24 protein-coding genes are annotated in these 24,574 nt (G+C 72.7%); 15 read left to right on the top strand and 9 right to left on the bottom strand.

Features of this window, described 5'->3' with window-relative positions; translation table 11 throughout:
- Positions 1-139: 139 nt before the first annotated feature.
- The 6 genes from ACFOWE_RS33655 to ACFOWE_RS33680 all read right to left on the bottom strand — a co-directional run bounded on the left by ACFOWE_RS33655 (position 140) and on the right by ACFOWE_RS33680 (position 4,662).
- Positions 140-640 carry a SigE family RNA polymerase sigma factor gene (locus ACFOWE_RS33655; RefSeq protein ID WP_377295092.1) on the bottom strand — a complete coding sequence of 167 codons (501 nt, stop codon included), beginning with the start codon at positions 638-640 and terminating at the stop codon, positions 140-142.
- Positions 641-766: 126 nt separating this feature from the next.
- On the bottom strand, positions 767-1,198 hold the full coding sequence (locus ACFOWE_RS33660) for a hypothetical protein (protein WP_377295094.1): 432 nt from the start codon (positions 1,196-1,198) through the stop codon (positions 767-769).
- Entirely contained in the window at positions 1,198-1,659 is a 462-nt protein-coding gene (locus ACFOWE_RS33665) for a hypothetical protein (RefSeq protein WP_377295096.1), read from the bottom strand. The genes ACFOWE_RS33660 and ACFOWE_RS33665 overlap by 1 nt, the downstream gene beginning before the upstream one ends.
- A gap of 10 nt (positions 1,660-1,669) precedes the next feature.
- A complete protein-coding gene (locus ACFOWE_RS33670) occupies positions 1,670-2,578 on the bottom strand; it encodes a carbon-nitrogen hydrolase family protein (RefSeq protein ID WP_377295098.1) in 909 nt (302 codons plus the stop codon).
- On the bottom strand, positions 2,575-3,558 hold the full coding sequence (locus ACFOWE_RS33675; RefSeq protein ID WP_377295100.1) for a DUF418 domain-containing protein: 984 nt from the start codon (positions 3,556-3,558) through the stop codon (positions 2,575-2,577). The genes ACFOWE_RS33670 and ACFOWE_RS33675 overlap by 4 nt, the downstream gene beginning before the upstream one ends.
- 102 nt (positions 3,559-3,660) lie before the next feature.
- The gene (locus tag ACFOWE_RS33680; protein WP_377295102.1) at positions 3,661-4,662 is read right to left on the bottom strand and encodes a LacI family DNA-binding transcriptional regulator; all 1,002 of its coding nucleotides are present in this window, start codon (positions 4,660-4,662) and stop codon (positions 3,661-3,663) included.
- Between the two features lie 278 nt (positions 4,663-4,940).
- Here ACFOWE_RS33680 and ACFOWE_RS33685 point away from each other — a divergent pair, with 278 nt between their 5' ends.
- From ACFOWE_RS33685 to ACFOWE_RS33700, 4 genes are all read left to right on the top strand, one after another.
- Complete coding sequence (locus tag ACFOWE_RS33685; protein WP_377295104.1) at positions 4,941-6,254, top strand: ABC transporter substrate-binding protein; 1,314 nt, start codon at positions 4,941-4,943, stop codon at positions 6,252-6,254.
- 150 nt (positions 6,255-6,404) lie between these two features.
- A complete protein-coding gene (locus tag ACFOWE_RS33690; RefSeq protein WP_377295106.1) occupies positions 6,405-7,331 on the top strand; it encodes a carbohydrate ABC transporter permease in 927 nt (308 codons plus the stop codon).
- A 3-nt stretch (positions 7,332-7,334) separates the two neighbouring features.
- Positions 7,335-8,231 (top strand): carbohydrate ABC transporter permease, encoded by an 897-nt coding sequence (locus tag ACFOWE_RS33695; RefSeq protein ID WP_377295108.1) that lies wholly within the window; start codon positions 7,335-7,337, stop codon positions 8,229-8,231.
- Complete coding sequence (locus ACFOWE_RS33700) at positions 8,228-9,604, top strand: GH1 family beta-glucosidase (protein ID WP_377295110.1); 1,377 nt, start codon at positions 8,228-8,230, stop codon at positions 9,602-9,604. The genes ACFOWE_RS33695 and ACFOWE_RS33700 overlap by 4 nt, the downstream gene beginning before the upstream one ends.
- Positions 9,605-9,739: 135 nt before the next feature.
- On the opposite strand, the gene ACFOWE_RS33705 is transcribed toward ACFOWE_RS33700, so the two are convergent.
- Complete coding sequence (locus ACFOWE_RS33705; protein ID WP_377295112.1) at positions 9,740-10,372, bottom strand: DUF2306 domain-containing protein; 633 nt, start codon at positions 10,370-10,372, stop codon at positions 9,740-9,742.
- 291 nt (positions 10,373-10,663) lie between these two features.
- Between ACFOWE_RS33705 and ACFOWE_RS33710 the strand changes: the two genes are divergently transcribed.
- Positions 10,664-11,827: a pyridoxal phosphate-dependent aminotransferase gene (locus ACFOWE_RS33710; RefSeq protein WP_377295114.1), complete on the top strand. Its 1,164-nt coding sequence runs from the start codon at positions 10,664-10,666 to the stop codon at positions 11,825-11,827.
- A gap of 140 nt (positions 11,828-11,967) precedes the next feature.
- Positions 11,968-12,855: a LysR family transcriptional regulator gene (locus ACFOWE_RS33715; RefSeq protein WP_377295116.1), complete on the top strand. Its 888-nt coding sequence runs from the start codon at positions 11,968-11,970 to the stop codon at positions 12,853-12,855.
- A gap of 284 nt (positions 12,856-13,139) precedes the next feature.
- Here the strand turns inward: ACFOWE_RS33715 and ACFOWE_RS33720 are convergent, their stop codons facing one another.
- On the bottom strand, positions 13,140-13,433 hold the full coding sequence (locus ACFOWE_RS33720) for a hypothetical protein (RefSeq protein WP_377295118.1): 294 nt from the start codon (positions 13,431-13,433) through the stop codon (positions 13,140-13,142).
- Positions 13,434-13,602: 169 nt separating this feature from the next.
- On the opposite strand from ACFOWE_RS33720, the gene ACFOWE_RS33725 reads away from it, so the two are divergent.
- From ACFOWE_RS33725 to ACFOWE_RS33740, 4 genes are all read left to right on the top strand, one after another.
- Complete coding sequence (locus tag ACFOWE_RS33725; protein WP_377295120.1) at positions 13,603-13,806, top strand: CopG family transcriptional regulator; 204 nt, start codon at positions 13,603-13,605, stop codon at positions 13,804-13,806.
- Positions 13,803-14,189, top strand: a complete 387-nt coding sequence (locus tag ACFOWE_RS33730) for a type II toxin-antitoxin system death-on-curing family toxin (protein WP_377295122.1) — start codon at positions 13,803-13,805, stop codon at positions 14,187-14,189. Before ACFOWE_RS33725 ends, ACFOWE_RS33730 begins: the two co-directional genes overlap by 4 nt.
- Positions 14,190-14,354: 165 nt before the next feature.
- Entirely contained in the window at positions 14,355-14,897 is a 543-nt protein-coding gene (locus ACFOWE_RS33735; protein ID WP_377295124.1) for a hypothetical protein, read from the top strand.
- A 241-nt stretch (positions 14,898-15,138) separates the two neighbouring features.
- The gene (locus tag ACFOWE_RS33740) at positions 15,139-15,399 is read left to right on the top strand and encodes a WGxxGxxG family protein (protein WP_377295126.1); all 261 of its coding nucleotides are present in this window, start codon (positions 15,139-15,141) and stop codon (positions 15,397-15,399) included.
- 159 nt (positions 15,400-15,558) lie between these two features.
- Here ACFOWE_RS33740 and ACFOWE_RS33745 read toward each other — a convergent pair whose 3' ends face one another.
- Complete coding sequence (locus tag ACFOWE_RS33745) at positions 15,559-17,124, bottom strand: MDR family MFS transporter (protein ID WP_377295128.1); 1,566 nt, start codon at positions 17,122-17,124, stop codon at positions 15,559-15,561.
- A gap of 82 nt (positions 17,125-17,206) precedes the next feature.
- Between ACFOWE_RS33745 and ACFOWE_RS33750 the strand changes: the two genes are divergently transcribed.
- From ACFOWE_RS33750 to ACFOWE_RS33770, 5 genes are all read left to right on the top strand, one after another.
- Positions 17,207-17,767 carry a TetR/AcrR family transcriptional regulator gene (locus ACFOWE_RS33750; protein WP_377295130.1) on the top strand — a complete coding sequence of 187 codons (561 nt, stop codon included), beginning with the start codon at positions 17,207-17,209 and terminating at the stop codon, positions 17,765-17,767.
- A 225-nt stretch (positions 17,768-17,992) separates the two neighbouring features.
- Positions 17,993-19,858 (top strand): fatty acyl-AMP ligase, encoded by a 1,866-nt coding sequence (locus tag ACFOWE_RS33755; RefSeq protein WP_377295132.1) that lies wholly within the window; start codon positions 17,993-17,995, stop codon positions 19,856-19,858.
- Between the two features lie 103 nt (positions 19,859-19,961).
- Complete coding sequence (locus ACFOWE_RS33760; RefSeq protein ID WP_377295134.1) at positions 19,962-20,231, top strand: acyl carrier protein; 270 nt, start codon at positions 19,962-19,964, stop codon at positions 20,229-20,231.
- On the top strand, positions 20,231-22,666 hold the full coding sequence (locus tag ACFOWE_RS33765; RefSeq protein ID WP_377295136.1) for an MMPL family transporter: 2,436 nt from the start codon (positions 20,231-20,233) through the stop codon (positions 22,664-22,666). The genes ACFOWE_RS33760 and ACFOWE_RS33765 overlap by 1 nt, the downstream gene beginning before the upstream one ends.
- Positions 22,667-22,805: 139 nt before the next feature.
- On the top strand, positions 22,806-24,574 hold a 1,769-nt coding region (locus tag ACFOWE_RS33770), incomplete at its 3' end, for a condensation domain-containing protein (protein WP_377295138.1).

Raw genomic sequence — 24,574 nt, forward strand, 5'->3', positions numbered from 1 at the left:
GCGGTGGCCGCCAGGACGACGCGGAAGCGCAGCCTGCCCGCGCGGCTGCGGCGCCGTACGGCCGACCACGCCTCGGGCGAGGCGGAGTAGGTGGCGGCCCGGGCGTCCAGGGCGGCGCGCAGGCGCTGTTCGAGGTCGTTCACGAGTCCTCCTTCATGGCCCGGGCCAGAGCGGACAGGCCGCGGCTGGTGTGCGTCTTGACGGAGCCGGGGGAGACGCGCATCGTCTCGGCGATCTCCCGTTCGGACAGGTCCAGCCAGTAGCGCAGGACCAGGGCCTCGCGCTGGCGGCGGGGCAGCCGGTCGACGGCGGCCAGGAGTTCGCGGTGCTCCTCGGCGACGAGCACGGCCTGCTCGCCGCTGCGCGCGGCCGCGGGGGGTTCCGGCGGGCGCAGCCGTACCAGGCGGAGGTGGCGCAGCCGGTTGCGGGTCAGGTTGCACACGATGGAGCGGACGTAGGCGACGGCCGCGCCGCCGTCGCGCAGCCGGGGCCACCGTGCGTGGAGGCGGGCGAAGGCCTCCTGGGCGATGTCCTCCGGATCGTCGGCGCCGAGCAGCCCGGCCAGGCGCACCATCGACTGATGGTGCGCCGCGAACAGCTCGGTGAACGAGGGAGGCGCCGTGGTCGGAACGTCAATCACACCAGCGAGACACTTGACGGACGCGCCGGTTGACAGGACCGCCGAAGGTTCCGCGGACCGGCGGGGAGCACCCGGGCGGGGCCGGGCGCGGGTTCAGGGGTCGCCCAGGGCTCGCCCAGGGCTCACTCAGGGCTCGGACCTGGCCGGGGTCAGCGGGACCGGGACGCGCTCGATCCGGACGGAGACCACCTCCTCGCGGGGGACCACCACCTCGTAGGCGCCGTGGTCGACCATCCAGTAGCCCAGCGCCTCGGCCTTCAGCCCGCTGTGCCCGGTGTAGGCGATGTGGAGGTTCTGCTCGCCGTTCTCCTCGGTGGAGTCCAGGACCAGGCACGGCTCGCCGCCGAACGAGCCGACCGTGCGGACCAGCACCAGCCACTCGAGGTCCTCGCGGGCCACGGTGGCCCGCCAGTAGCCCCGGGCGGCCTCGAAGCCCTCGGCGGGCTCCTCGCCGAACAGCACGACCTCGGCCGGGTCCGGGCCGAGGGCCGCCGCGTACGTGCGCCCCCGGTGGCGGGCGAGGAAGCCCGAGGCCACCGGCTCGATCTCCGCGCCCATCAGGGCCGCCGCCAGGTGAGCCCGTCGTAGCGGGCGAACAGGCGCTCCGCCTGGTCGATGGTCACGTGGATGATCTCTGCTCCCGGCGGGATCGGCATCGGCATGGTGTGGAACTGCGGCACGACGTGCTCGCGCGAGGTGGTGAAGCCGTTCCCGGCGAACGGCGGTGAATCGTTCCAGTCACCGCCCATGTGCGGGCCGTACGGCACGACGTAGGTGTCCACGTCCCGGGCGGACCAGCGCAGCAGGTAGAGCTCCGGCACGGTGACACTCAGCTCCGATCCCTCGAACCCCAGGTCGAGGCCCATGAACAGCTGCGCGGGGGTGGTCAGCCGGGCGCAGTCCTGCACCCGGTAGACGTAACCCGAGATCACGGTCCGCTGCCCGGACAGGTAGGGCACGAGCAGCCGGGGCGGGATGACCTTCTGCATCTGCGTTCTACGTCCAGGTGCTTCACTCACGGATCGCATTTTACGGTCCGTTGACCTTGAAACGCCGGTGTTCCAGACAGGGGAGGGAGTCGCGGGCGGCGATCGTGATCCGCGGGTCCAGCGCGTACGTCTGCACGGCGGGGGCCGGGCCCAGGTCCGCGCGGACCACCCCCATCGGGTCGACCAGCATGCTCCGGCCGATGCCGAAGCCGTCGGCGGCCTCGGGGCTCGGCGCCTGGCCCACGGCCGCCACCCAGGTGGTGTTCTCGATCGCGCGGGCCCGCACCAGGGTCGCCCAGTGCTCCTCCTTCATCGGCCCGGACCCCCACGCGGCGATCACCGCGAACAGGTCGGCCCCCCGGTCCGCCAGCATCCGGGCCAGCTCGGGGAAGCGCACGTCGTAGCAGGTGATCAGGCCGACCCTCAGTCCGGCCAGCTCGACCACGACCGGCTCGTCGCCGGGCTCGACCAGCTCGGACTCGCGCGCCCCGAAGGAGTCGAACAGGTGGATCTTCCGGTAGGCGGCCTTCAGCTCCCCGTCGGGGCCGATCGCCACCGCGGTGTTGCGCACCCGCGCCGGGCGGCCGTCCCCGGCGGCCCCGGAACCGCCCCCGCCCTCGGTCCCGGCCTCGGTCCCGACGTCCGCCGCCGGGCCCGTCCCGGAGCCCGACCCCGCCGCCGGGCCCGCGCCGGAGCCCGGCTCGAACACCCCGGCGATCACGGCCACGCCGTGCGCGCGGGCCGCCTCGGCCAGCCCGGTGACGAACGGCCCGTCCAGCGGCTCGGCCTGGCCGGTGATGCGCGGGCCGTACCGGGTGAGGGTGGCCTCGGGGAGGATCGCCAGCTCCGCCCCGTCGGCGGCGGCCTGCTCCAGGCAGCGGCGGGCCTGGCCGAGGTTGACGGCGGGGTCGGTGGAGACGGGGATCTGGCACAGGGCGATGCGGGTCACGCCTGCGACCCTACCCGGCGGTTCGGGACCGCTTCCATCCATGTCAGGCACCGCCAGAGCCACTCGAGCGGGCCGTACCGGAAACGCGCCAGCCACCGGCGGCCGAGGACGGCCTGGAGGGCCAGGACGGCCAGCGCGAACGCGGGCACCGCCAGCCGGGTCGGGTCGGCGGCCAGCAGCGGCAGCGCCGCCAGGATGACGACGGTGCTCACCAGGTAGTTCGTCAGGGCCATCCGGCCCAGCGGGTCGAGGACGGCCATGAGCGGGCCGCGCAGCCGGGTGCGCAGGAGCAGCAGCAGGCCCGTGCAGTAGGCCGTCGCGCACGCCAGCCCGGCGGCGACGTAGACGCCGGGGTGGTACAGCGCGGGGTCGGCGAGGGAGGCGTTCCACAGCAGGGTGAGCCCCGCGCCCGCCACCGCGCTCACCGCGAAGACCGGCGCGGCCAGGCGCGCGGGCGGCCGGTAGGCCATCAGCGCCGCGCCCAGCAGGAACAGCCCCGGGATGAGCACCACCACGAACACCGGTTCGCCCGCGACGCCGACGGTGAACCCGCCGCCGAGGCGGGCCGCCCACGCCGTGACGACGGCCCCCAGCGCGAGCACCGCCCAGCGCGGCAGGAACGAGGCGGGCAGCAGCACCAGCATCCCGAAGATCGCGTACGGCAGCAGCACCTCGCCGGGGTTCACCTGCCAGTGCGCGGCGCCGAGGGCGGCCAGCACCAGCAGCCTGCGCAGCAGCACCAGGCGGGGGTACGGGGTCCGCTCGGCGGCGGAGCCGAGGAACAGCACGAAGCTCAGCCCGAACAGGAACGAGAAGATCGGATAGAACCTGCCCTGCAGGAGGTTCTCCACCGCCCAGTCGACGGGCGTCGGCTCCGGGGCCGTGATCTCCCCCCGGGTGTGCTGCCAGGTGTTGACGACCATGATCCCGCAGATGGCGAAACCGCGGAGGGCGTCCAGCTCGTGCAGTCTGCGCGTCACCGGATCACCCTATTCGGCCCCCGTCCGCGGCGGGCTCGCACGGCCCGTCCGGTCCTGCCCGGGGCCGTGCCGCGCACGCCTTCCGCGCTCCGCGGGCCCGGCTCAGGTCGTGCCGCGCACGACCAGCGTGGTCGGCAGCACGCTGGGCGGGGGAGGGGCGGCGGCGGGGTCGTCGATCATGGCGACCAGCGCGGCGGCGGCGGCCGTGCCGAAGCCGGCCTTGTCCTGGGCGACGGTCGTCAGGCCCGGCTGCACCAGCGCGGCGAGCTCGATGTCGTCGAAGCCGACCACCGCGACGTCCTCGGGGACCTTCAGGCCCGCCTCGGTGACCGCGCGGATCGCGCCGATCGCCATCTCGTCGCCGGCGACGAAGACGGCGTCGGGGCGCTCGTCGAGCTCCAGCAGGCGCCGCATCGCCGCGTGCCCTCCGGCCAGGTAGAAGTCGCCCTCGGCGACGTACCCGTCGCGGGCGGGCAGGCCGAGCTCGGCGAGCGCGGCGCGGTAGCCGGCCAGCCGCTCGGCGCCCGGAGCCGTGCGGCCCGGCCCGGCGATCGTGGCGATCGCCCGGCGGCCGCGCCCGTGCAGATGGTGCACGGCGGCGCGGGCGCCGCCGGCGTTGTCGGAGATCACATGGGTCGCCCGGGGCCCCGTTACCGGGCGGTCCAGTGAGACGCAGGGCACGCCGCTTGCGGCCAGCCGGAGCAGGGCCGGGTCCTCCGTGCCGTCGTCGATGAACACCACGCCGTCGAGATCGTGTCTTCGGACGGCGCGGTCGTGGCTTCCCTCGCCGTCACTCGTGGCGAGCATGAGAAGGTGATATCCGCGGTCGCTCAGCGCCGTTTTGAGGCCGATGAGGATTTCCTGGAGAAAAGGGTGCCTCCATCCGGGCCGCCGGTGGTGCGTGTCCCAGACGAGGCCGACCATGTGGGATTTCTTTGTGGCAAGGGTCCGCGCGGACTCGTTCGGCAGGTAGCCGATGCGGGCCGCGGTGTCGAGCACGTTCTTGCGGGTGTCGGGATTCACCACCTCGGGGTTGTTGAAGACACGGGAGACTGTCGCCACCGACACGCCGCACTGACGTGCCAGCTCTCTGATCGTTGCCACGACCGCACACTATCGCATCTCTGATGTAACCGGTTTCATGTAACCGGTTACACGGGACCGTAGCCCTCCTCGCCACCCCCGTCAAGACCCGGCTTCCGTGACGGCGGGAGGAACAGCGGGTTTCCATGGGGATGGAGCGGGCCGGCCGCACGTTTCGTATTCGTAACTTGACATCCGCGTCTTTTCTCTATGAAATTCGGTCACCGCTCGTTGCCCGCGGTCGCGCATTTCCCCGTCTCTGGGACGCCCTCCTCTCCGATGAGAACCAAGGAGCCCCCATGTCCTCGGGAACGCCTTCGGGAAAGCTGCGACTGCTGGCGGGAACCGCCGCGCTGGGACTGCTCGTCGCCGGCTGCGGATCACAGGGATCACAGGGATCGCAGGGAGACGCCGCCGGCTCCGGCGCCTCCGCCGACGGGAAGATCACCCTGACCCTCAACCTCTTCGGCAACATGGGCTTCAAGGAGCTCTACGCCGAGTACGAGGCCGCGCACCCGAACATCAAGATCGTCGAGCGGACCTCCGCCTACAACGACCACCACCGCAACCTCGCCGCCCACCTGGCGACCAAGCAGGGCGCCGCCGACATCGAGGGCGTCGACACCGGATTCATCGCCCAGTTCCGCGGCCAGCCCCAGCACTTCACCGACCTCAACCAGCACGGGGCCGCGCAGCTCAAGGACCGCTGGCTGCCGTGGAAGTGGGAGGCGTCCCTGGCCAAGAACGGCGCCCAGATCGGCTACGGCACCGACGTCGGCGGCCTGGCCATGTGCTACCGCCGGGACCTGTTCGCCAAGGCGGGCCTGCCCACCGAGCGCGAGGAGGTCTCCAAGCTCTGGCCCGACTGGGCGTCGTACTTCGAGGCCGGCGAGAAGTACACCGCGAACAAGCCCGAGGGTGCCGCCTTCTTCGACGGTGCGCCGCAGATCTTCAACGCCATGGTCGGCCAGCTGCCCGTCGGCTACTACGACACCTCCGACCAGGTCGTCGTCGCGACCAACCCGGAGATCCGCAAGGCCTACGACCAGGCCCTGGCGGCCGTGGCCGGCGGCCAGTCCGCCAAGCTCGTCGGCAGCTCGCCCGCGTGGAACACCGGCTTCGCCAAGAGCCAGTTCGCCACCATCGCCTGCCCGGCCTGGATGCTCGCCAAGATCCAGGACCAGGCCAAGGCGTTCGCCGGCCAGTGGGACGTCGCCGCCATCCCCGGCGGCGGCGGCAACTGGGGCGGCTCCTACCTCACCGTCCCCGCCCAGGGCAAGCACATCAAGGAGGCCGTCGAGCTGGCGGCCTGGCTGACCGCCCCCGAGCAGCAGATCAAGGTCTTCAGCAAGCACGGCATCCTGCCGTCGACCGTGGCGACCTACGACAAGCCCGAGGTCAAGGACCTGACCCACGAGTTCTTCAACGACGCCCCCATCGGGCAGATCTTCACCACCGCGGCGCGCAACCTCAAGCCGCAGTACCAGGGGCCGCGCGCCGGTGACATCCAGACCGCCATCCGCGACGGGATGAACCGCGTCGAGGAGGGCAAGCAGAACCCCGACCAGGCCTGGGAGCAGATCCTCAAGGACATCGAGCGCATCGACAGGTGACCCGCGGACGCACTGAGCCGGGGGACCGGCGGGAGGTCAGGGCCCGCCGGTCCCCCCACGGCCCGCCGTCCTTCAGGGCCTCACCGCCCTCCGGACGGCGGGTCCCCGCCCGGGACCTCCGCCACGCCCCTCGCAAGGGATGAGAAACCGATGACCCCCGTCACCCCGCGGCCGCGGCGCCGCCTCGCCTACACGCTCGACGTCAAGGGCTCGCCGTACCTGTACATCTCCCCGTTCTTCCTGCTGTTCGGCGCGCTCGGCCTGTTCCCCCTCCTCTACACCGCCTACGTCTCGCTGACCGACTGGAACCTGCTGGAGACCACCCGGCAGTGGGTCGGCTTCGACAACTACGCCGAACTGCTCGCCGACGACTACTTCTGGAACGCGCTGTTCAACACGGTCAGCATCTGGCTGCTCTCGACGGTCCCGCAGCTGCTGGTCGCGCTGGGCGTGGCGCACATGCTCAACCGGAGCCTGCGCGCCAAGACCTTCTTCCGCATGGGCGTGCTGCTGCCCAACGTCACCTCGATCGTCGCGGTCACGATCATCTTCGCCCAGCTCTTCGGGCGCGACTTCGGCATGGTCAACTGGCTGCTCGGAGCGGCCGGCCTCGACCCGATCGACTGGCAGGCCGGCACGCTCAGCTCCCACATCGCCATCTCGGTGATCGTGATCTGGCGCTGGACCGGTTACAACGCGCTGATCTACCTGGCGGCGATGCAGGCCGTACCGGGGCACGTCTACGAGGCCGCCACCATCGACGGCGCAGGCCAGTGGACCCAGTTCTGGAAGATCACCATCCCGATGCTCCGGCCGACGATCATCTTCACCGCGGTCGTCTCCACCATCGGCGGCTTCCAGATCATCGCCGAGCCGCTGCTGTTCCAGGCCGGCACCGGCAACCCGACGGGCGGCTCCGACCGGCAGTTCCAGACCGTCGGCCTCTACCTCTACGAACAGGGCTTCGGCCTGTACGAGTTCGGCTACGCCTCGGCGATCGCCTGGACCCTCTGCCTGGTCATCGTGGTCATGGCGCTCGTCAACTTCTCCATCACCCGACGGATCAAGAGCGGCTGACCCATGGCGACCACACTCACCCCCGCACCCCCGGCGACGACCGGCCGCGCCCTGCGGCGGTCACGGACCCGCAGGCCGAAAGGGCCGCGCACGGCGGGCTTCTGGACCTACGCCGCGCTCGTCGCCTTCCTGCTCGGCTCGCTGTTCCCGATCTACTGGTCCCTGATCGTCGCCTCGCACGACAACGAGGCGATCGGCAAGGTGCCGCCCGTGCTCACCCCCGGCGGCCACCTCTTCGAGAACATCGCCCGCGTCTTCGACACCACCGCCTTCGGCCAGGCGCTGGCCAACTCCTTCCTGGTCTCCGGCACGGTCACCGTCTCGGTCGTGCTCTTCTCGACCCTGGCCGGCTTCGCCTTCGCCAAGCTCCGCTTCCGGGGCCGCAAGGGCCTGCTCGTCGCGGCGATCGCCACCACGACCGTCCCGCACCAGCTCGGCATCATCCCGCTCTACATCCTCATGGGCGAGCTCGGCTGGACCGGGCGGATCGAGGCCGTGATCGTCCCCGGCCTGGTGACGGCGTTCGGCGTGTTCTTCATGACGCAGTACCTGACCGGCGCCGTCCCGGACGAGCTGCTGGAGGCCGGGCGGATGGACGGCTGCACCACCATCCGGCTGTTCTGGCACGTGGTGCTGCCCGCCGCCCGGCCCGCCGCGGCCGTACTCGGCCTGTTCACCTTCATGCAGGCCTGGAACGACTTCTTCTGGCCGCTGGTCGTGCTCACCCCGGAGAACCCGACCGTCCAGGTCGCGCTCTCCACCCTGGCCAGCGGCTACACCACCGACTTCGCACTCGTGCTGACCGGTACGGTGATCGCGACCATCCCCATGGTGGTCGTCTTCGCACTGCTGGGCAGGCAGATCATCGGAGGAATAATGTCTGGAGCGATCAAGGGATGACGGCCGTCGAAGCACAGGCCAGGGAGACCCGGCTCTTCCCCCCGGGGTTCGTATGGGGCGTGGCCACCTCGGCCTACCAGATCGAGGGGGCGGCCGGCGCCGACGGGCGCGGCCCGTCGATCTGGGACGCCTTCGCCCGGGTGCCCGGCGCCGTCGCGGCGGGCGAGTCCGGCGACGAGGCCTGCGACCACTACCACCGCTGGCCGGAGGACCTCGAGCTCATGGCCGGCCTCGGCGTCGGCGCCTACCGGTTCTCCGTGGCCTGGCCGCGGGTCTTCCCGGACGGCGGCGGACGCGTCAACCAGCGCGGCCTCGACTTCTACCGCCGCCTGGTCGACGCCCTCAACGAGCGCGGCATCACCCCGTTCGCCACCCTCTACCACTGGGACCTGCCCCAGGCGCTGGAGGAGCGCGGCGGATGGCGGGTGCGCGAGACCGCCGAGCGCTTCGCCGAGTACGCGGCGACCGTGCACGGAGCCCTCGACGGCGTGCCGCACTGGATCACGCTGAACGAGCCCTACTGCTCGTCGATCACCGGGTACGCCGAGGGCCGCCACGCGCCCGGCGCCCGCGAGGGGCACGGCGCCCTCGCCGCCGCCCACCACCTGCTGGTCGGGCACGGCCTGGCGCTCGCCCGGCTGCGGGAGAACGCCCGGCCCGGCGAGCAGGTCGGCGTCACCCTCAACATGTCCCCGGCCGTGCCTGCGAGCCCGTCGCCCGAGGACGCCGCCGCCGCCCGCCGCATGGACCTCATGGTCAACCGGCAGTTCACCGAGCCGCTGCTGGGCGCCGCCTACCCCGGCGACATGGCGCAGGTCTACGGGGAGATCAGCGACTTCTCCTTCCGCCGCGACGGCGACCTGGCGCTCATCTCGGCCCCCCTGGACTTCCTCGGGGTGAACTACTACTACCCGATCCACGCCGCCGCGGCGCCGTACGAGCAGCCCGACCCGGCGCTGCGCTCGGCCTTCGACATCGGCGTGCGCACGGTCGCGCCGGACGGGCCGCCGGTCAGCGGGCTCGGCTGGCGCGTCGAGCCGCGCGGACTGTACGACACCCTCACCGGCCTGGCCACCCGCTACCGGGGCCTGCCGCCGGTCTTCATCACCGAGAACGGCTACGGCGACGACGGCGCGCTCGACGACACCGGCCGCGTCGCCTACCTGCGCGACCACCTGGCCGCCACCGCGGCGGCCCTGGACGCGGGCGTCGACGTGCGCGGCTACTTCTGCTGGTCGCTGCTGGACAACTTCGAGTGGGCCCGCGGCTACGCCGCCCGGTTCGGCCTCGTCCACGTCGACTACGCCACCCAGGCGCGCACGCCCAAGGCCAGCTACCACTGGTACCGCGAGGCCATCGCCGAGCGCATGTGAGGGCCGGGCGCCCGCACCCGGCGCGGGTGCGGGGGCCCGGCCCTCCGGCCGTGACCCCCGGAAGTCCCAGAGCTCCTCGGGTCCCGGTCCCAGAGATCCTCGGATCCCGATCCAGAGGCTGCCGGATCCCGGTCCTCAGGCCCCGGCCGGGCCGCGGCGGCGCCGGGCGGGGCCGCCGCGCTCCAGCCACCACTCCGCCAGCAGCAGGGTGGTCGTCCAGCCGAGCCAGGCGGCCAGGCCGGAGACGGCCTGCATCAGCGCCACCTCGCTGCCGCCGAAGGCCGTCTCCAGCCGCGGCGACAGGACGACCGCCGCCAGCGCGCCCCAGACCCGGTTCGTGATGATCGACACGGTCAGGGCGAAGCTGCGGACCATCCACCTGCGGTGCTCGGCGAAGCGCCGCCGCCGGGCGGCGCGGAAGCCCGCGACGGTGAAGGCGAGCCAGAGCGCGGAGAGGATGACGTTGCTGACCTGGTTCATCGGGCCGAAGGGGCTGAGCGCTCCGATCACCAGGCCCAGGACGCCCGCGGGCAGCACCCCGCCGAGCACGTAGACCCGGCCGATCCTGCGGTGCGCCACCGGGTGCCGCCGCCGGAACCGGGGCCAGACCTGCAGCCAGCAGGTCAGCAGCGCCACCGCGCCGAACAGCACGTGCGCCACCAGCAGCGGGTAGTACAGCTCGAACCCCTCCGGCGCGGGGACCCGCGACAGGCTCGGATCGAGTGAAAGGTACGGCGGCAGCGAGAAGGCGGCGAACGGGAAGGACACCACCGCCAGCGGAGCCACCCAGGGCCGCCGCCACCACCGCACCGGCCTGTCCGCCCGTGTGCCCGTACGGGCGGGCCGCCCGGTCCGTTCCACCTGAGGCCCCGTCCCGGACGGTGCCGGGCCGGCCGGGTCCGTCGTGCCGGTCTCTGCCATGCCGTACTCCCTGCTGCCTGCGAGGTCCGATCCGTACGGCGGCAAGCCTCGCCGGGACGGCTGACCGGCCGCTGACCGATCGCTGACCGGCCCCGCCCGGCCCGCCGCCCGGTCGGCGAACCCGTCTACGCTGAGGGCGTGGACGATCCCCTGGTGGCGCGGATGCGCGAGTTCGGCACGACGATCTTCGCTGAGATGACGGCGCTCGCCCTGCGGACCGGCGCGGTCAACCTCGGACAGGGCTTCCCCGACACCGACGGTCCGCCGGCGATGCTGGAGCGGGCGGTCGAGGCGGTCCGCGGCGGCCTCAACCAGTACCCGCCCGGCCCCGGCGTCCCGGAGCTCCGCCAGGCCGTCTCCGCGCACCGCGCCGCCCGCTACGGGCTGGACTACGACCCCGACGGCGAGGTCCTCGTCACCGTCGGGGCGACCGAGGCGATCGCCGCGTCGATCCTGGCGCTCTGCGAACCCGGCGACGAGGTGATCGTCTTCGAGCCCTACTACGACTCCTACGCCGCCTCCGTCGCCCTGGCCGGGGCGGTGCTCCGCCCGGTCACGCTCCGCCCCGCCGAGGGCCGCTTCACCTTCGACCCGGCCGAGCTGGCGGCCGCGGCCGGCCCCCGCACCCGGGCGATCCTGGTCAACTCCCCGCACAACCCCACCGGGACCGTCTTCACCCGGGAGGAACTGGAGCTGATCGCCGGCCTCTGCGCCGAGCACGGCCTGATCGCGATCACCGACGAGGTCTACGAGCACCTGACCTTCGACGGCGTCCCGCACATCCCGCTGGCCACCCTGCCCGGCATGCGCGAGCGCACCGTGGTGATCTCGTCGGCGGGCAAGACCTTCTCGGTGACCGGCTGGAAGACGGGCTGGGTCTGCGCCCCCGAGCCGCTCGTGCGGGCGGTGCAGACCGTCAAGCAGTTCCTCACCTTCACCGCCTCCGCCCCCTGGCAGGTCGCCGCGGCCCACGCCCTGCGCCACGAGCTCGGCTGGGTGGCGGAGCTCCGTGCCGGCCTGCAGGCCAAACGCGACCGTCTCACCGCGGGGCTGACCGCCGCGGGCTTCGACGTCTACCGTCCCGCCGGCACCTACTTCGTCCAGGCCGACATCCGCCCGCTCGGCTTCACCGACGGCCTGGTCCTCGCCCGCGAGCTGCCCTCCCTGGCGGGCGTGGTCGCCGTCCCCACCCAGGTCTTCTACGCCCGCCCCGACCGCGGCCGGCACTTCCTGCGCTTCGCCTTCTGCAAACGCGACGAGGTCATCGACGAGGCCGTGAGCAGGCTGAAGAGACTGGCGTAGAGGGCTCTGACCTGGATGACCTGGATGACCGGGGTCGGGCAGGGCGAGCCGGCCGGAGACCTGCCGCCGGAACACGGGCGCGCAGGGGCCGGTGGGCCATCAAGGCCGTACCAGCCGCTGAGCCGACGTGAAGGAGGGTCGTGGAACTCCGTGACATGGAGATCTTCCTGACCCTGGCGGAGGAGCTGCACTTCGGCCGGACCGCCGAACGGCTGCGCGTGACCCCGGCCCGCATCACCCAGGCCGTCAAGAAACAGGAACGCCTGGTCGGCGCCCTGCTGTTCGAACGCACCAGCCGCACGGTCCGGCTGACCCCGCTCGGGCGGCAGCTCCGCGACGACCTCCGGCCCGTCTACACCGGGCTGCAGGAGGGCGTGCGCCGGGCCAAGCTGGCCGCTCAGGGCGTCACCGCCGTGCTGCGCGTGGGCATGCTCCCCATCAACGTCCAGGAGCTGCGCCCCTACTGGGACACCTTCCGCGCCCGCCATCCGCAGTGGAGACTGCAGGTCCGGCAGGTCTCCTTCGTCGATCCGTTCGCCGGGTTGCGCCGTGGCGACCTCGACATCCTGGTCTGCTGGCTGCCGGTCGAGGAGCCCGACCTGACGGTGGGCCCGGTCCTGCTCACCGAGCCGCGGGTGCTGGCCGCGGCCGCCGAGCACGAGCTCACCCGGCGCACGTCCGTCTCGCTGGAGACGCTCGCCGACTTCCAGCACGCCGACTCCCCGTCGAGGCCGGACTACTGGGCCGACGGCTTCATCCCGTCCCGCACCCGCTCGGGGCGCCGGATCGAACGCGGCCGGTTGGTGCACGACACCGAGGAGATCCTCACGCTGACCAGCGTCGGGGAGCTCGTCAACCTCTTCCCCGCCCACATGAGGCGCTACTGGAGCCGGCCCGACATCGCCTATCTTCCCGTCCCGGGCATCGCCCCCCTGTCGTATGCCGTGGTGTGGCGTACCGAGACCGAGAACGACCTCATCCGGGCCTTCGCCCGGGTCGCCGCCGACATCGGCACCCTCGCCGTCTGAGCCGCGCGCTCCGAGCGCGTCGCGCCGGCCGTGCGTGCTGAGGTGACTGTCCCCGGGGTCCGCCGCGAGGTCTCGGAGCACGTCCGGCGTACCGACAGGAGGAGGGAGCACCGGCTGTCCGGGATGTGTTCTGATCACGGGTACGGACTCGCCGGAAACGGTCGTCGCCGTCTTCTGGGCCACTGGCACCGGCCGGCGGTTCTGCCGACCCGATGGCCCGTGCGGCCGGTACGGCTCGCGTGCGCACACCGTAGGCGTCCGTCGCAGCGGGACAAGCCCGCTTCTCATCCCATGAACGCCAGGTACGGCATCAGCGACAGCAGGACCACCATGAGCAACGAGGCCAGAACGCGGGTGGGTACGGAGACACCCGCGCGGGTTCCGTCCGATCGCACGTCGACCACCACGGTTCCGGCGAGCACGTCGTGAAGGGCGCGGCGAGCGGGGGTGGCCGTCCACATCACATCGACCAGGAAGAAGATCATTCCTGTGATCGGAACGGAGGCGAGTCCCGGGCAGAGCACGGCGCGTAGTCCCGCGGCCCCGCGGCCGGGAGGCTCTCCGGTCGAGACGGCCACGGCGGGGCGTCCTTCCCGGCGACGCACGCACTCCGGAGAGCGGGACGGGGACCCCCGGGACGTCCTCGCGCCGGCCGTTCCGGAGAAGAGTGCGTCACCTTTGGTCATGAGTCCTGTGCTCTCCGTTGCGGTATCGCGTTGATACCAACGTCGGCCTAGCATGGGAGGCATGGCCATGACACTGCGTCTTTCCGAGTCCCAGACCGAAGCCCTGCGGCGGCGCGCCGAAGCCGAGGGGCGGAGCATGCAGCAGGTGGTGCTCTCGGCGGTGGAGGAGTATCTGGCGCGCCGGACCGCGGACGAGGAGGTCCACCGCCTCGGGGTGGAGGCCGTGCGCAGGTGGAAGCCCGTCCTCGATCGGCTGGCGGAGTGACCCGCTACCTGACGGTCGAGCAGGTCCTCGACCTCGCGGAGTTGGCCACGGAGGCCGCGCCGGAGCTGCGTGACCTCGGGCTGCTCGACTCCGCCGTGCACAGACCGCAGGCATCCATGTTCGGGCAGGAGGCCTATCCCGACCTGCTGACCAAGGCCGCGGCCCTTCTGCACTCGCTGGCCACCAACCACCCCTTCGTGGACGGCAACAAGCGCGTGGCCTGGGTGGCGACGGTCGTCTTCCTGGCGTGGAACGGGCAGCCGATCGACACCGACGACGACTCCGCCTACGACTTCGTCATCGCCGTCGCGTCGGGCAAGCTCACGGAGGTCGGCGAGATCGCCGAGGTTCTCCGGGGCTTCGCCGTACCGGGCGCGGAGTGAGGCCGGACCGGGGGCCGGGACCACGATGGTGGCCGACACGCCCGCCGCCTGCCCGATCTTCCAAGTGATCGCCGTTTAACCTGCAGGAACACGATCACGCGGTGGTCCGCCGCGCATCATCTCACCGGTACGGCAGGACCGCCGATCATCATCAGGGGGACTGACATGAGACGCTCGGCGTGGAGATCGGGCCGCTCGCTGGCGGCGGCGGCACTGATCGGAAGCATGCTGCTGAACGGCGGCGCCGCCGGCGCGGCCGCGGCGACCGTCACCGCGCCCACCGCATCGGAGCCGCCCGCCACGGCCTCGCAAGGCAGGTTCGGCCCGTTCGGCTACCGCGGCATCAGGCTCGGGATGAGCGAGGAGAGGGCGCGGGCGACAGGGAAGATCGTGCTGGTGAGCAGCGGGGGCCCCTGCTCGACCTGGAGGTTCAGGACGCCCCCGCGCGCGGAGCTGGCCATCTCCAGAAGGCTCGGCGTCGTGGCCTACATCGATGCCCCCAGAAGGGCCAGGACCCCCGAGGGGATCGGAGTCGGGTCCACCAGGAGGCAGCTGACGCGGGCCTATCCGCAGGTGCGCCGGAGTCCGAGCGGGGTCTTCTCCGCCGCCATCCCGCGCAACCCGAGGGGCGACTACATCTTCGTCCTGTCGGGCGACAGGGTCCGCCAGATGGTCATGGCCCTCGAGGGGCAGGACTGCGCTAACTAGGTCCGCCGCTTCCGCGCGGTCGCGGATCGTCGCCTTCCGCGTGCCCGGCCGCTCGGCGGGGAGGGCGTGCGACTCGTGAGGAAATTCGGACAAGTGGGATGTTTTGGTCTGATGGTGGGTGGTAGCTACACCCGGACAGACAAATTCAAGCCCGTCCTGACCGGACCCCTCTCACTGGACCGTCCGGGACGGGCGCAGGGGCGGCTCCCACGCCGGAGCCGCTGCAGATCGGGGGATCGAGATGAGAAAGGCCTTCGCTGCGACAGGACTCGCCGTGTTCTTCACCTTCGCTCCGGCCGCCGGGGCCGACGCCGACGCGTTCGCGGCGGTCAACCCGGAACCGCAGCAGCAACAGCAGGACGACGGCGGCAACGCGGGTCTGTGGGGCCTGCTCGGCCTGTCGGGTCTGCTCGGACTGGCGGGCCTGCGCAAGCAGCAGCACCACCGTTCGGATGTCCACGCCCGCAGCGGCGGGGGATCGAGCCGGGGCGACGTGATCTGAGGACCCTGCTCGCGCCGCGTGTCCCGGCCGTCCGCACGGCCGGCGCACGGCAGGGGCCCGGACCTTCATGAAGGTCCGGGCCCCTGCGCGGGGTGAGGGGGGTCGTGCGCCGGGGAGCGGGCGAGGGCCGGTCGGCGGGAGCGGGCTCGCGGGCGAGGGTCAGTCGGCGGGAGCGGGCTCGGGCGCGGGCTTGGGCGCCTGTGCGGAGCGGAGCGGGAGCTCCTTCAGCAGCAGGGCGGCGATCGCGCCGAGGACGGCGATCGGGGCGCCCACCAGGAAGACCGTCTGCAGGGCCCGGGTGAACGCCTCCAGGATGATCTCCAGCACCGGTGCCGGGAGCCGCCGGATGGCGTCGGGGGAGCCGAGGCTGATGTCCGCGCCGCCGGTCAGCGGCAGGTGCGCGGCCTTGGCGAGGGCGGCCAGCTCCGAGCTGAGCCGGTTGGAGAGCACCGCGCCGAAGGCCGCCACGCCGACCGCGCCGCCCAGGGAGCGGAAGAAGCTCACGCCCGAGGTGGTCGCGGCCATGTCGGTGCGGGCCGCGGCGTTCTGCGCGGCCAGGATGAGGATCTGCATGGAGGCGCCGAGGCCGATGCCGATCACCGCGTTGTAGACGCCGATCACCACCAGCGAGCTGTCGACGTGCAGGTGGGACAGGAGGTAGAGGCCGAGCGCGACGAGCAGCATGCCGGCGACCGGGAAGACCTTCCACCGGCCGGTCCGGGTGACGAACCTGCCGACCGCGATGGAGCAGACGAGCAGGCCGAAGACCATGGGCAGGGTCATCAGGCCGGAGGCCGTGGGGCTCATGCCCTTGACGATCTGCAGGTACTGCGGGAGGAACATCATCGCGCCGAACATCGCGGCGCCGACGAGCAGCGAGGCGAGGCTGGAGAGCGCGAAGGTGCGGTTGCCGAACAGGCGCGGCGGCAGGATCGGGTCGGCGGCCCTGCGCTCGGCGACGACGGCCAGGCCGAGCAGCACGGCGCTCGCGGCGCCCAGGCCGTAGGTCCAGGCGGAGTTCCACTCGAACTCGTTGCCGCCCAGGGAGAGCAGCAGCATCAGCGCGGTGGTGCCGCCGGTGATGAAGGTCGCGCCCCACCAGTCGACCTTGGCGTTGCGGCGGACGAACGGCAGCTTGAGGACCTTCTGGATGACGAAGAACGCGACCACGGCCAGCGGCACGGAGAACCAGAACGTCCAGCGCCAGGAGAGGCTGTCCACGAGGAAGCCGCCGAGCAGCGGGCCGGCCACGGTGGAGACGCCGAAGACCGCGCCGATGTAGCCGGAGTAACGGCCGCGCTCGCGGGGCTCGACCACGTCGGCGAGGATGATCTGCGGGAGCGCGGCGAGGCCGCCGGCGCCGATGCCCTGGACGGCCCGCGCGGCGATGAGCTGTCCCATGTCCTGGGCGAAGCCCGCGGCGACGGAGGAGAGCGTGAAGATCACCAGTGAGGTCTGGAACATGAGCTTGCGGCCGTAGAGGTCGGAGAGCTTGCCCCAGAGCGGCGTGGAGGCGGTCATGGTGAGCAGCGTCGCGCTGGCCACCCAGGCGAGCTGGTCCTGACCGCCCAGGCTGCCGACGATGGTCGGCAGGGCGGTGCCCACCACGGACGTCGAGATCATCGACGTCAGCATGGCGATCATGAGGCCCGCGAGGATCTCCAGCACCTGCTTGTGCGTGAAGTGCGGTCTGGCCGCGGCCTCCGCCTGTGGTCCGGTCAGCATGAACTAGCCCCCTGATACATGTACGATGCACATGAAAATAGTAGACGTCTGTTTACTTCGTCAAACCGGAAGGAGTGGGCAGGTGGACGAGGGACGGCGCCGCTGCCGGGAGGACACCCGGCGGCGCATCCTGGAGGCCGCGCGGCGCCTGTTCGCCGAGCACGGCTACGACCACGTGACCGTGCGCCTGATCGCGGCCGAGGCCGAGGCCAACATCGCGTTGATCAACCGCTACTTCGGCAGCAAGCGGGAGCTGTTCGCCGAGGTGCTCGCCCTGCAGGGACGCTTCCCCGGCGTGCTCGACGTGCCGGACGGACAGCTCGCCCGGCGCCTGGCGGAGTACGTCGCCGAGCGGCTCAGCTCCGACCGGAGCAGCCCGGTGATGGAGGCGCTCGTCCGCTCGCCGGCCAGCCCGGAGATCCACGGCATCCTCCGCGACCGGGTCAACTCGGCCATCATGGAGCCGCTCGCCGACCGGCTCTCCGGAGAGGGCGCCCGGCTGCGGGCCTCGATCGCCACCGCGCTCATCACCGGGTCGGGCACGCTGCGCCTGCTCTACGGCCCCGAGGCGGTCGAGCCGCCGGACATGGAGGCCCTGGTCGACCGGCTGGAGAGGATCTTCCGGGCCTGCCTGGAGCCGTGACCCCCGGCCGTACGGCACGGCCGCGCGGGGCCGGGGGCCGGAGCGGGGGAGCCGCGGCGGGGCGGGACGCCCGTCGCGGGAGGGACGGGGCACGAGGGGGGAACGGAAAGGCGAAGATACTAATTTTCGGCGTAAAACCGGCCCGTGGCTTGTGCGGGCCGAACCTGTGACCGGCCGGTGGATCCTCTTAGGTTGGGGTGTCTTGCCGTCTCGGGAGATGACCAGATGTCCTTTGTGCAGCGGGTGCGTGAGCAGGCCGGAAGACACGGGCACGAGCGGTCCTACACCTTCGTGGAGGACCACGGCGGCGAGTTGCGCGAGAGCCGCCTGACCTTCGCCGAGCTGGACGCGCGGGCCCGGTCGATCGGGGCCTGGCTGGCCGGGCAGCGCATGGAGGACCGGACGGTCCTGCTGCTCCACCCCGCCGGACTGGAGTTCCTGGCGGCCTTCCTCGGCTGCCTGTACTCCCGGGTGGTCGCGGTGCCCTCGCCGCTCCCGCAGACCGACCCCCGTGCGCTGGAACGTGCCGAGGGCATCATCAAGGACGCCGACGTCCGGCTGGTGCTCACCGACGCCGCCAACCGCGACGCGCTCACGGCCTGGCTGCGCGAGGCCGGGCTGGACGGCGCGGTCGAGTGCGTCGCCACCGACACCCTCGCCCTGCCCTCCCCGCAGGAGTGGACCGAGCCGGAGATCGGCCCGGACACCCTGGCCTACATGCAGTACACCTCCGGCTCCACCAGCGAGCCGCGCGGGGTGATGCTCACCCACGCCAACCTGCTCCACAACGAGAACGAGATCTGGCGGGCGATCGGCTCGCCGACGACGGGCGTCGGGGCCGGCTGGCTGCCGCACTACCACGACATGGGCCTCATCGGCATGCTGCTCCAGCCGATCTACGCCGGAGGCGACCTGTACTTCGCCTCGCCGATCGACTTCGTCATGCGCCCCGCGCTCTGGCTGGAGATGATCAGCCGCTACCGGGCGGAGTACACCGTCGCGCCGAACTTCGCCTACGAGTGGTGCGCCGCCCGGGTCACCGACGAGCAGGCCGCCGGCCTGGACCTGTCCTGCCTGAAGTTCGCGCTCAACGGCGCCGAGCCGGTGCGCACCGCCACACTGCGCACCATGGTCCGCCGCTTCGGCCCCGCCGGCTTCAGCGAGCGCGCCTGGGCCCCGGCGTACGGCATGGCCGAGGCGACCCTGGTGATCACCGCGACCCCGGTGGGGCACGGGCCGCTGATCCGCCGCTTCGACGCGGCCGCGCTGGAGCGGCACGAGGCGGTCCCCGCGGAGACGGGCGTCGAACTGGTCGGCTGCGGGCGGCCGATCACCATGACCGTGGACATCGTCGACCCTGAGACGCGCGAGCCGCTCGGCGAGGGCCGGGTCGGTGAGATCTGGGTGCGGGGCGGCAGCGTCGCCCGCGGCTACTGGCAGCGGGAGGAGGCCACCCGCGACGCCTTCGCGGGCCGTACCGCCGCGGGGGAGGGACCGTTCCTGCGGACCGGGGACCTCGGCTTCACGCTGGACGGGGAGCTCTACGTCACCGGCCGGATCAAGGACGTCGTCATCGTCAAGGGACGAAACCTCTACCCGCAGGACCTGGAGGAGGCCGCCCGCGGGGTGCACCCGGCGCTGGGAGCGGCGGCGGCCTTCGGGTTCTCCCCCGAAGACGAGGACGGCGCAGGCCCGTCCGGCGGCGAGCAGGTGGTGGTCGTGCAGGAGGTCCGGCGGGAGCGGCTCAGGAAGCAGGGCGGGGAGAACGCGTCCGCCGAGGACGCCGCGGATGCCGCAGAGGCCGGGGCCGCCGGGCAGGGCGCCGGGGACCCCGTCGCCGGGCTCGCCCGCCGGGTCCAGGCCGAGCTGGCCCGCGCGTTCGGCGTCGGCGCGGTGAACGTCGTGCTGGTCGAGCGCGGCGGGGTCGGCAAGACCACCAGCGGCAAGATCCAGCGCTCCCGGACCCGGGAGATGCTGCTGACCGGGCTGCTCCCGGTCGTGCACGCCGAGCTGACCGCCGCGATGCGCCGGGCCGTGGCCGTACCGGGAGACACCGGGGAGGACATCGCCCGGGACGGCGGGACACCGTAGGGGAGCCCTTGGGCGGCGCCCGGGGGGCGGCGCGGTGCGGAGCCCCGCGGGTGACGCGGGGACCGGGACGAGAAGGTGACGAGAGGGTGAGGGAGAAGTGAGCATGTCCGCCGAGACCGGGATCGCCGTCGACCTGGAAGGCCTCCGGGAATGGCTGCGGGCCCAGGTCGCCTCCTACGTCGCGCGCGCGCCGGAGGAGATCGACCCGCAGGTCCCGATCGCCCAGTACGGCATGGACTCCGTCTACTCGCTGGGCCTGTGCGGCGACATCCAGGCGGAGTACGGCCTGGAGGTCGAGCCGACCCTCGCCTGGGAGCACCCGACCGTCGCGGACATGGCCGACCACCTGCGGGGCAGGCTGAGCGCCGGCTGATGACCGCCCGTACGGCCGCCCGGGGCCTGCCCGGCCTGCTGGCGCGCCTGCTGTGCGGGCGGCGCGGCAAGTGGGCGGTGCTGGCCGTCTGGCTGGGGGTCATCGCCGTCGCCGGATCCCACGCGGCCCTGCTGGAGACGGTGCAGAAGGACGACATCGCCTCCTACCTGCCCGGCAGCGCCGACTCCGCGCAGGCGGTCAGGCGCATCCTCGGCATGCAGAAGCAGAGCCTCGCCCCGGCCACGGTCGTCTACCGCAGGACCGGCGGGATCACGGAGACCGACGAGGCCGAGATCAACCGGGACATGGCGGAGCTCGCCCGGATGGAGGGCGTCGTCGCCGAGATGCCCACGCCGGCCGGCGGCCGGACCTTCGATCGCGACGACCTCGACCGTGAGCTGGAGTCCTACCGCGACCGGAAGGGGCGGCTGCCCGAGCCGCTCCGCGCGGTCGAGGAGAAGCTCCACATCCCCGAGACGACCCGGACGATCCGGCTGCTCGTGGGGGAGCGCTCCAAGGACGGCGCGGCGGTCCAGGTCGGCGTGATCCTGCGCGACCACGGCGCCCGGGAGACGGCCGCGCTCGTCGAGCGGGTCCGGAAGGTCGCCGGCACGGGGCTGCCGGCCGGCCTGGAGGCGTACGTCACCGGCACGGCCGCCTTCCAGGCCGACTCGCTGGCGGTCTTCTCCACCGTCGACACCGACCTGCTGCTGGCCGCGATGGGCGTGGCGGTCACCGTGCTGCTCATCACCTACCGCAGCGCCGTGCTCTGGCTGCTCCCGCTCGGCATCGTGCTGGTCGGGCTGGTCCTGGCGATGGGCGTCAACTACGCGCTGGCCGCCGCGGAGCTGATCACGGTCAGCAGCGTCTCCGTCTCGCTCCTCATGGTGCTGGTGATCGGGGCGGGCACCGACTACGCGCTGCTGATCGTCGCCCGCTACCGGGAGGAGCTGCGCCGGCACGCCGACCGGCACGAGGCGATGGCGGTCGCGCTGCGCCGGGCCGGGCCCGCCGTGGTGGCGAGCGCGGCGACCGTGGTGGCGGGCCTGCTCTGCCTGATGGCGGCAGAGCTCAACTCCACCAAGGGGCTGGGCCCCGTCTCGGCGGTCGGCGTGGCCTGCGCGATGGCCGCGATGATGACGCTGCTGCCCGCCGTCATGGTCATCGCCGGCCGCTGGGTCTTCTGGCCGGTGATCCCGCGCCACGACCCGGAGCACGCCGCCGACGAGCCCGCCGCCGGGATCTGGCGGACCCTGGGAGAGCGGATCGCGCGCAACCCCCGGCGGGTGTGGCTGGCCACCTTCGCCGCGCTGGCGGTGTGCGCGGCCGGGCTGTCCGCCTACCGGGAGGGAGGGGTGGGCAACGCCGACGTCTTCCTCAACCGGCCCGACTCGGTCGCCGGGCAGGAGATCGCGGCCCGGCACTTCCCCGCCGGGGCCTCCGACCCGGTCCAGGTGGTCACCAGCGACCAGCACGTCCGAGACGTGATCATCGACACCGCGCAGCGGCCCGAGGTCACCGCGATCGCGCTGGGCGCCGCCGGCAACGGCGACATCCTGCTCAACGTGACCGTGCGCTCGGACGGCGGGCAGGAGTCCGAGCAGCGCCGGGTGCTCGCGCTGCGCGACCGGCTGCGCGCGGTGGCCGCCCCCGACGTGAACGTGGGCGGGAACACCGCGCTCATCGCCGACATGGAGCGGGGCGCGCAGCGCGACCGCGAGGTGATCATCCCGCTGGTGCTGGCCGTGGTCTTCGCCGTGCTGGCGCTGCTGCTGCGCTCGCTCGTCGCGCCGCTGCTGCTGCTCGCCACCGTCGTGGTCTCGTTCCTGGCCACGCTGGGGCTGAGCGCGCTGGCCTTCACCCACCTGTTCGGCTTCGCCGGGGTCGACCAGGGGTTCGTGCTGCTGGTCTTCGTCTTCCTGGTCGCGCTCGGCGTCGACTACAACATCTTCCTCATGCACCGGGTGCGCGAGGAGGCGCAGCGGCACGGTACGGCGCGCGGCGCGATCAGCGGCCTGGAGGCGACCGGCGGAGTGATCACCTCGGCCGGGGTGGTGCTCGCGGGCACCTTCGCGGTGCTCGTGGTGCTGCCGCTCTCCCAGACCGTGCAGATCGCCTTCTCCGTCTCCGTCGGCGTGCTGCTCGACACGCTCATCGTCCGGTCGGTGCTGGTCACCGCGCTGACCCTGGACGCCGGCGACGCCGTGTGGTGGCCGGGCCGGATGTCGAGGGGCGTGCGCTGGTGGCGCGGCCGCGCGGCGGGCGCCGGCCGGGCGCCGCGCGGGACGCCCCGTGCGGCGCCCCGCGGGGTGGGGGTGCGGCCCCAGGTCGTGCTCAGGCCCCGGCGGCTGACCCGGCCGCGCGTGATTCTCAGACCGGATCCCGCGGTCCGCGGAAAAAGCGAAAAGAGGGAGGTCGGGTTTAGCGGCAAGTGATAAGAATTGTCATTGCTAGCCGCGTCGGGCGTGTGATTTACTTCGTGGTAACAAATGCGGGGTCGGATGCTCTCGTGTAATGCGCTTCACCATTTATGAAGTGCTGTTACGCGTTGACGATGCATTCATTTCGGCTGGGATGGAAAGCGTGGCGACGGTGCTCGGCTCGGATTCTCTTCTGCCATTGTCCGCGGCGCAGAGTGGGATTTGGCATGCCCAGGGGATTTCTCCCGGCGACCCGATTCACATCGCCCAGTACATCGAGATCGGCGGGCCGGTGGACCCCGTCCTGTTCGCCGCGGCGGTCCGGACGGCGGCCCGCGGCGTCGACGCCGTCCATCTGCACGTCACCGGTGACGGCCAGCGGGTGCGGGAGCGGGAGCTGGACTGCCCGTTCCTCGACGCGGGCGGCGAGCGGGCCGCGCTGGAGTGGATGAGGTCGGACCTGGAGCGGCCCTTCCCGGACGGCTCGCTGGTGGCCACCGCGCTGCTCCGGGTCGCCGACGACCGCTACTTCTGGTATCTGCGCTGCCACCACCTGGTCATGGACGGTTACAGCGGGCCCATGATCGCCCACCGGCTGGCCGAGGTCTACACCGCGCTCGCCGAGGGACGCGACCCCGGCCCCGGGCAGGCGGGCCCGCTGGCCGAGCTGCTGGCCGAGGACGCCGCCTACCGCGCCTCCGCCCGGCACGAGAGCGACCGCAGGCACTGGCTGGACAAGCTCGCCGGGCTGCCCGCCGTACCGGCGCTCTCGGCGGGCACGGCCCCCGCCACCTGCCGCTTCCGGCGGCGGAGCGCGGCGCTGGAGCCGCAGGAGTCCGCCGCGCTGGAGCGGGCGGCGCTCGGCTGCGGCACCTCCGTCTCCGGGCTCGTCATCGCGGCCGTCGCGGCCTACCTCGCCCGCATGACCGGCTCGGGAGAGGTCGTGCTCGGCCTGGCCGTCACCGCCCGGACCACGCCGCTGGCCCGCCGGACCCCCGGCATGCTCTCCAACGTGCTCCCGCTCCGGCTGACCACGGCGGCGCACACGACCCTCGGCGAGCTGACCGGGCAGGTCAACCGGGAGGTCGGGCGGCTCCTGGTCCACCAGCGCTACCGGTACGAGGACCTGCGCCGCCAGGCGCGCGGCCGGCTGTTCGGCCCGGTGGTCAACATCATGCGCTTCGACTACGACCTGAGCTTCGCCGGGCACCCCGCGACCGCCCACCCGCTGGTCACCGGCCCGATCGAGGACCTGTCGGTCAACGTCTACGACGGGTCCGACGGCCGCGGCGTCCGCGTCGACTTCGACGGCCACCCCGGCCTGTACGGCGAGGACGAGCTGGCCGGCCACCACGGGCGCTTCGTGCGCCTGCTGACCCGCCTCGCGGCGGCCGGTCCCGGTGCCCGACTCGGCGACCTCGACCTGCTCGGCGACGGCGAGCGGGAGCTGCTGGCCGGCTGGAGCGCCGAGGCGGGAGAGGTCCCGGGCGGCACCGCCGTCGACCTGTTCGAGGAGCGGGTACGGCGCGCCCCGGAGGCCGTCGCGCTGGTCGACGGGCGGACCGAGCTGACCTACGCGGAGCTGAACGCCCGCGTCAACCGGCTGGCGCACCACCTGATCGGCCTCGGCGCGGGCCCGGAGCGGTACGTCGGCCTGGCGGTGCCGCGCTCGGCCGACATGGTCGTCGCGTTCCTGGCGATCCTGAAGTCCGGCGCCGCCTACCTGCCGCTCGACCCCGGCCTCCCGCCCGAACGCCTGGCGGTGATGCTCGCCGACGCGGCCCCGCCGATCCTGGTCGCCGGCGGACCGGCCGCCGCCCTGATCACCGCCGCCCCCGGCGCGGACGGGACCCCAGCCGGGCGGAGCGCGACCGCCGGGCCGGGCGCGCCCGCGCCGGGGGCGGGCGGGCGGCTCACTGGGGG

The sequence above is a fragment of the Planomonospora corallina genome (genome assembly GCF_042650625.1).
Classification (GTDB): domain Bacteria; phylum Actinomycetota; class Actinomycetes; order Streptosporangiales; family Streptosporangiaceae; genus Planomonospora_B; species Planomonospora_B corallina.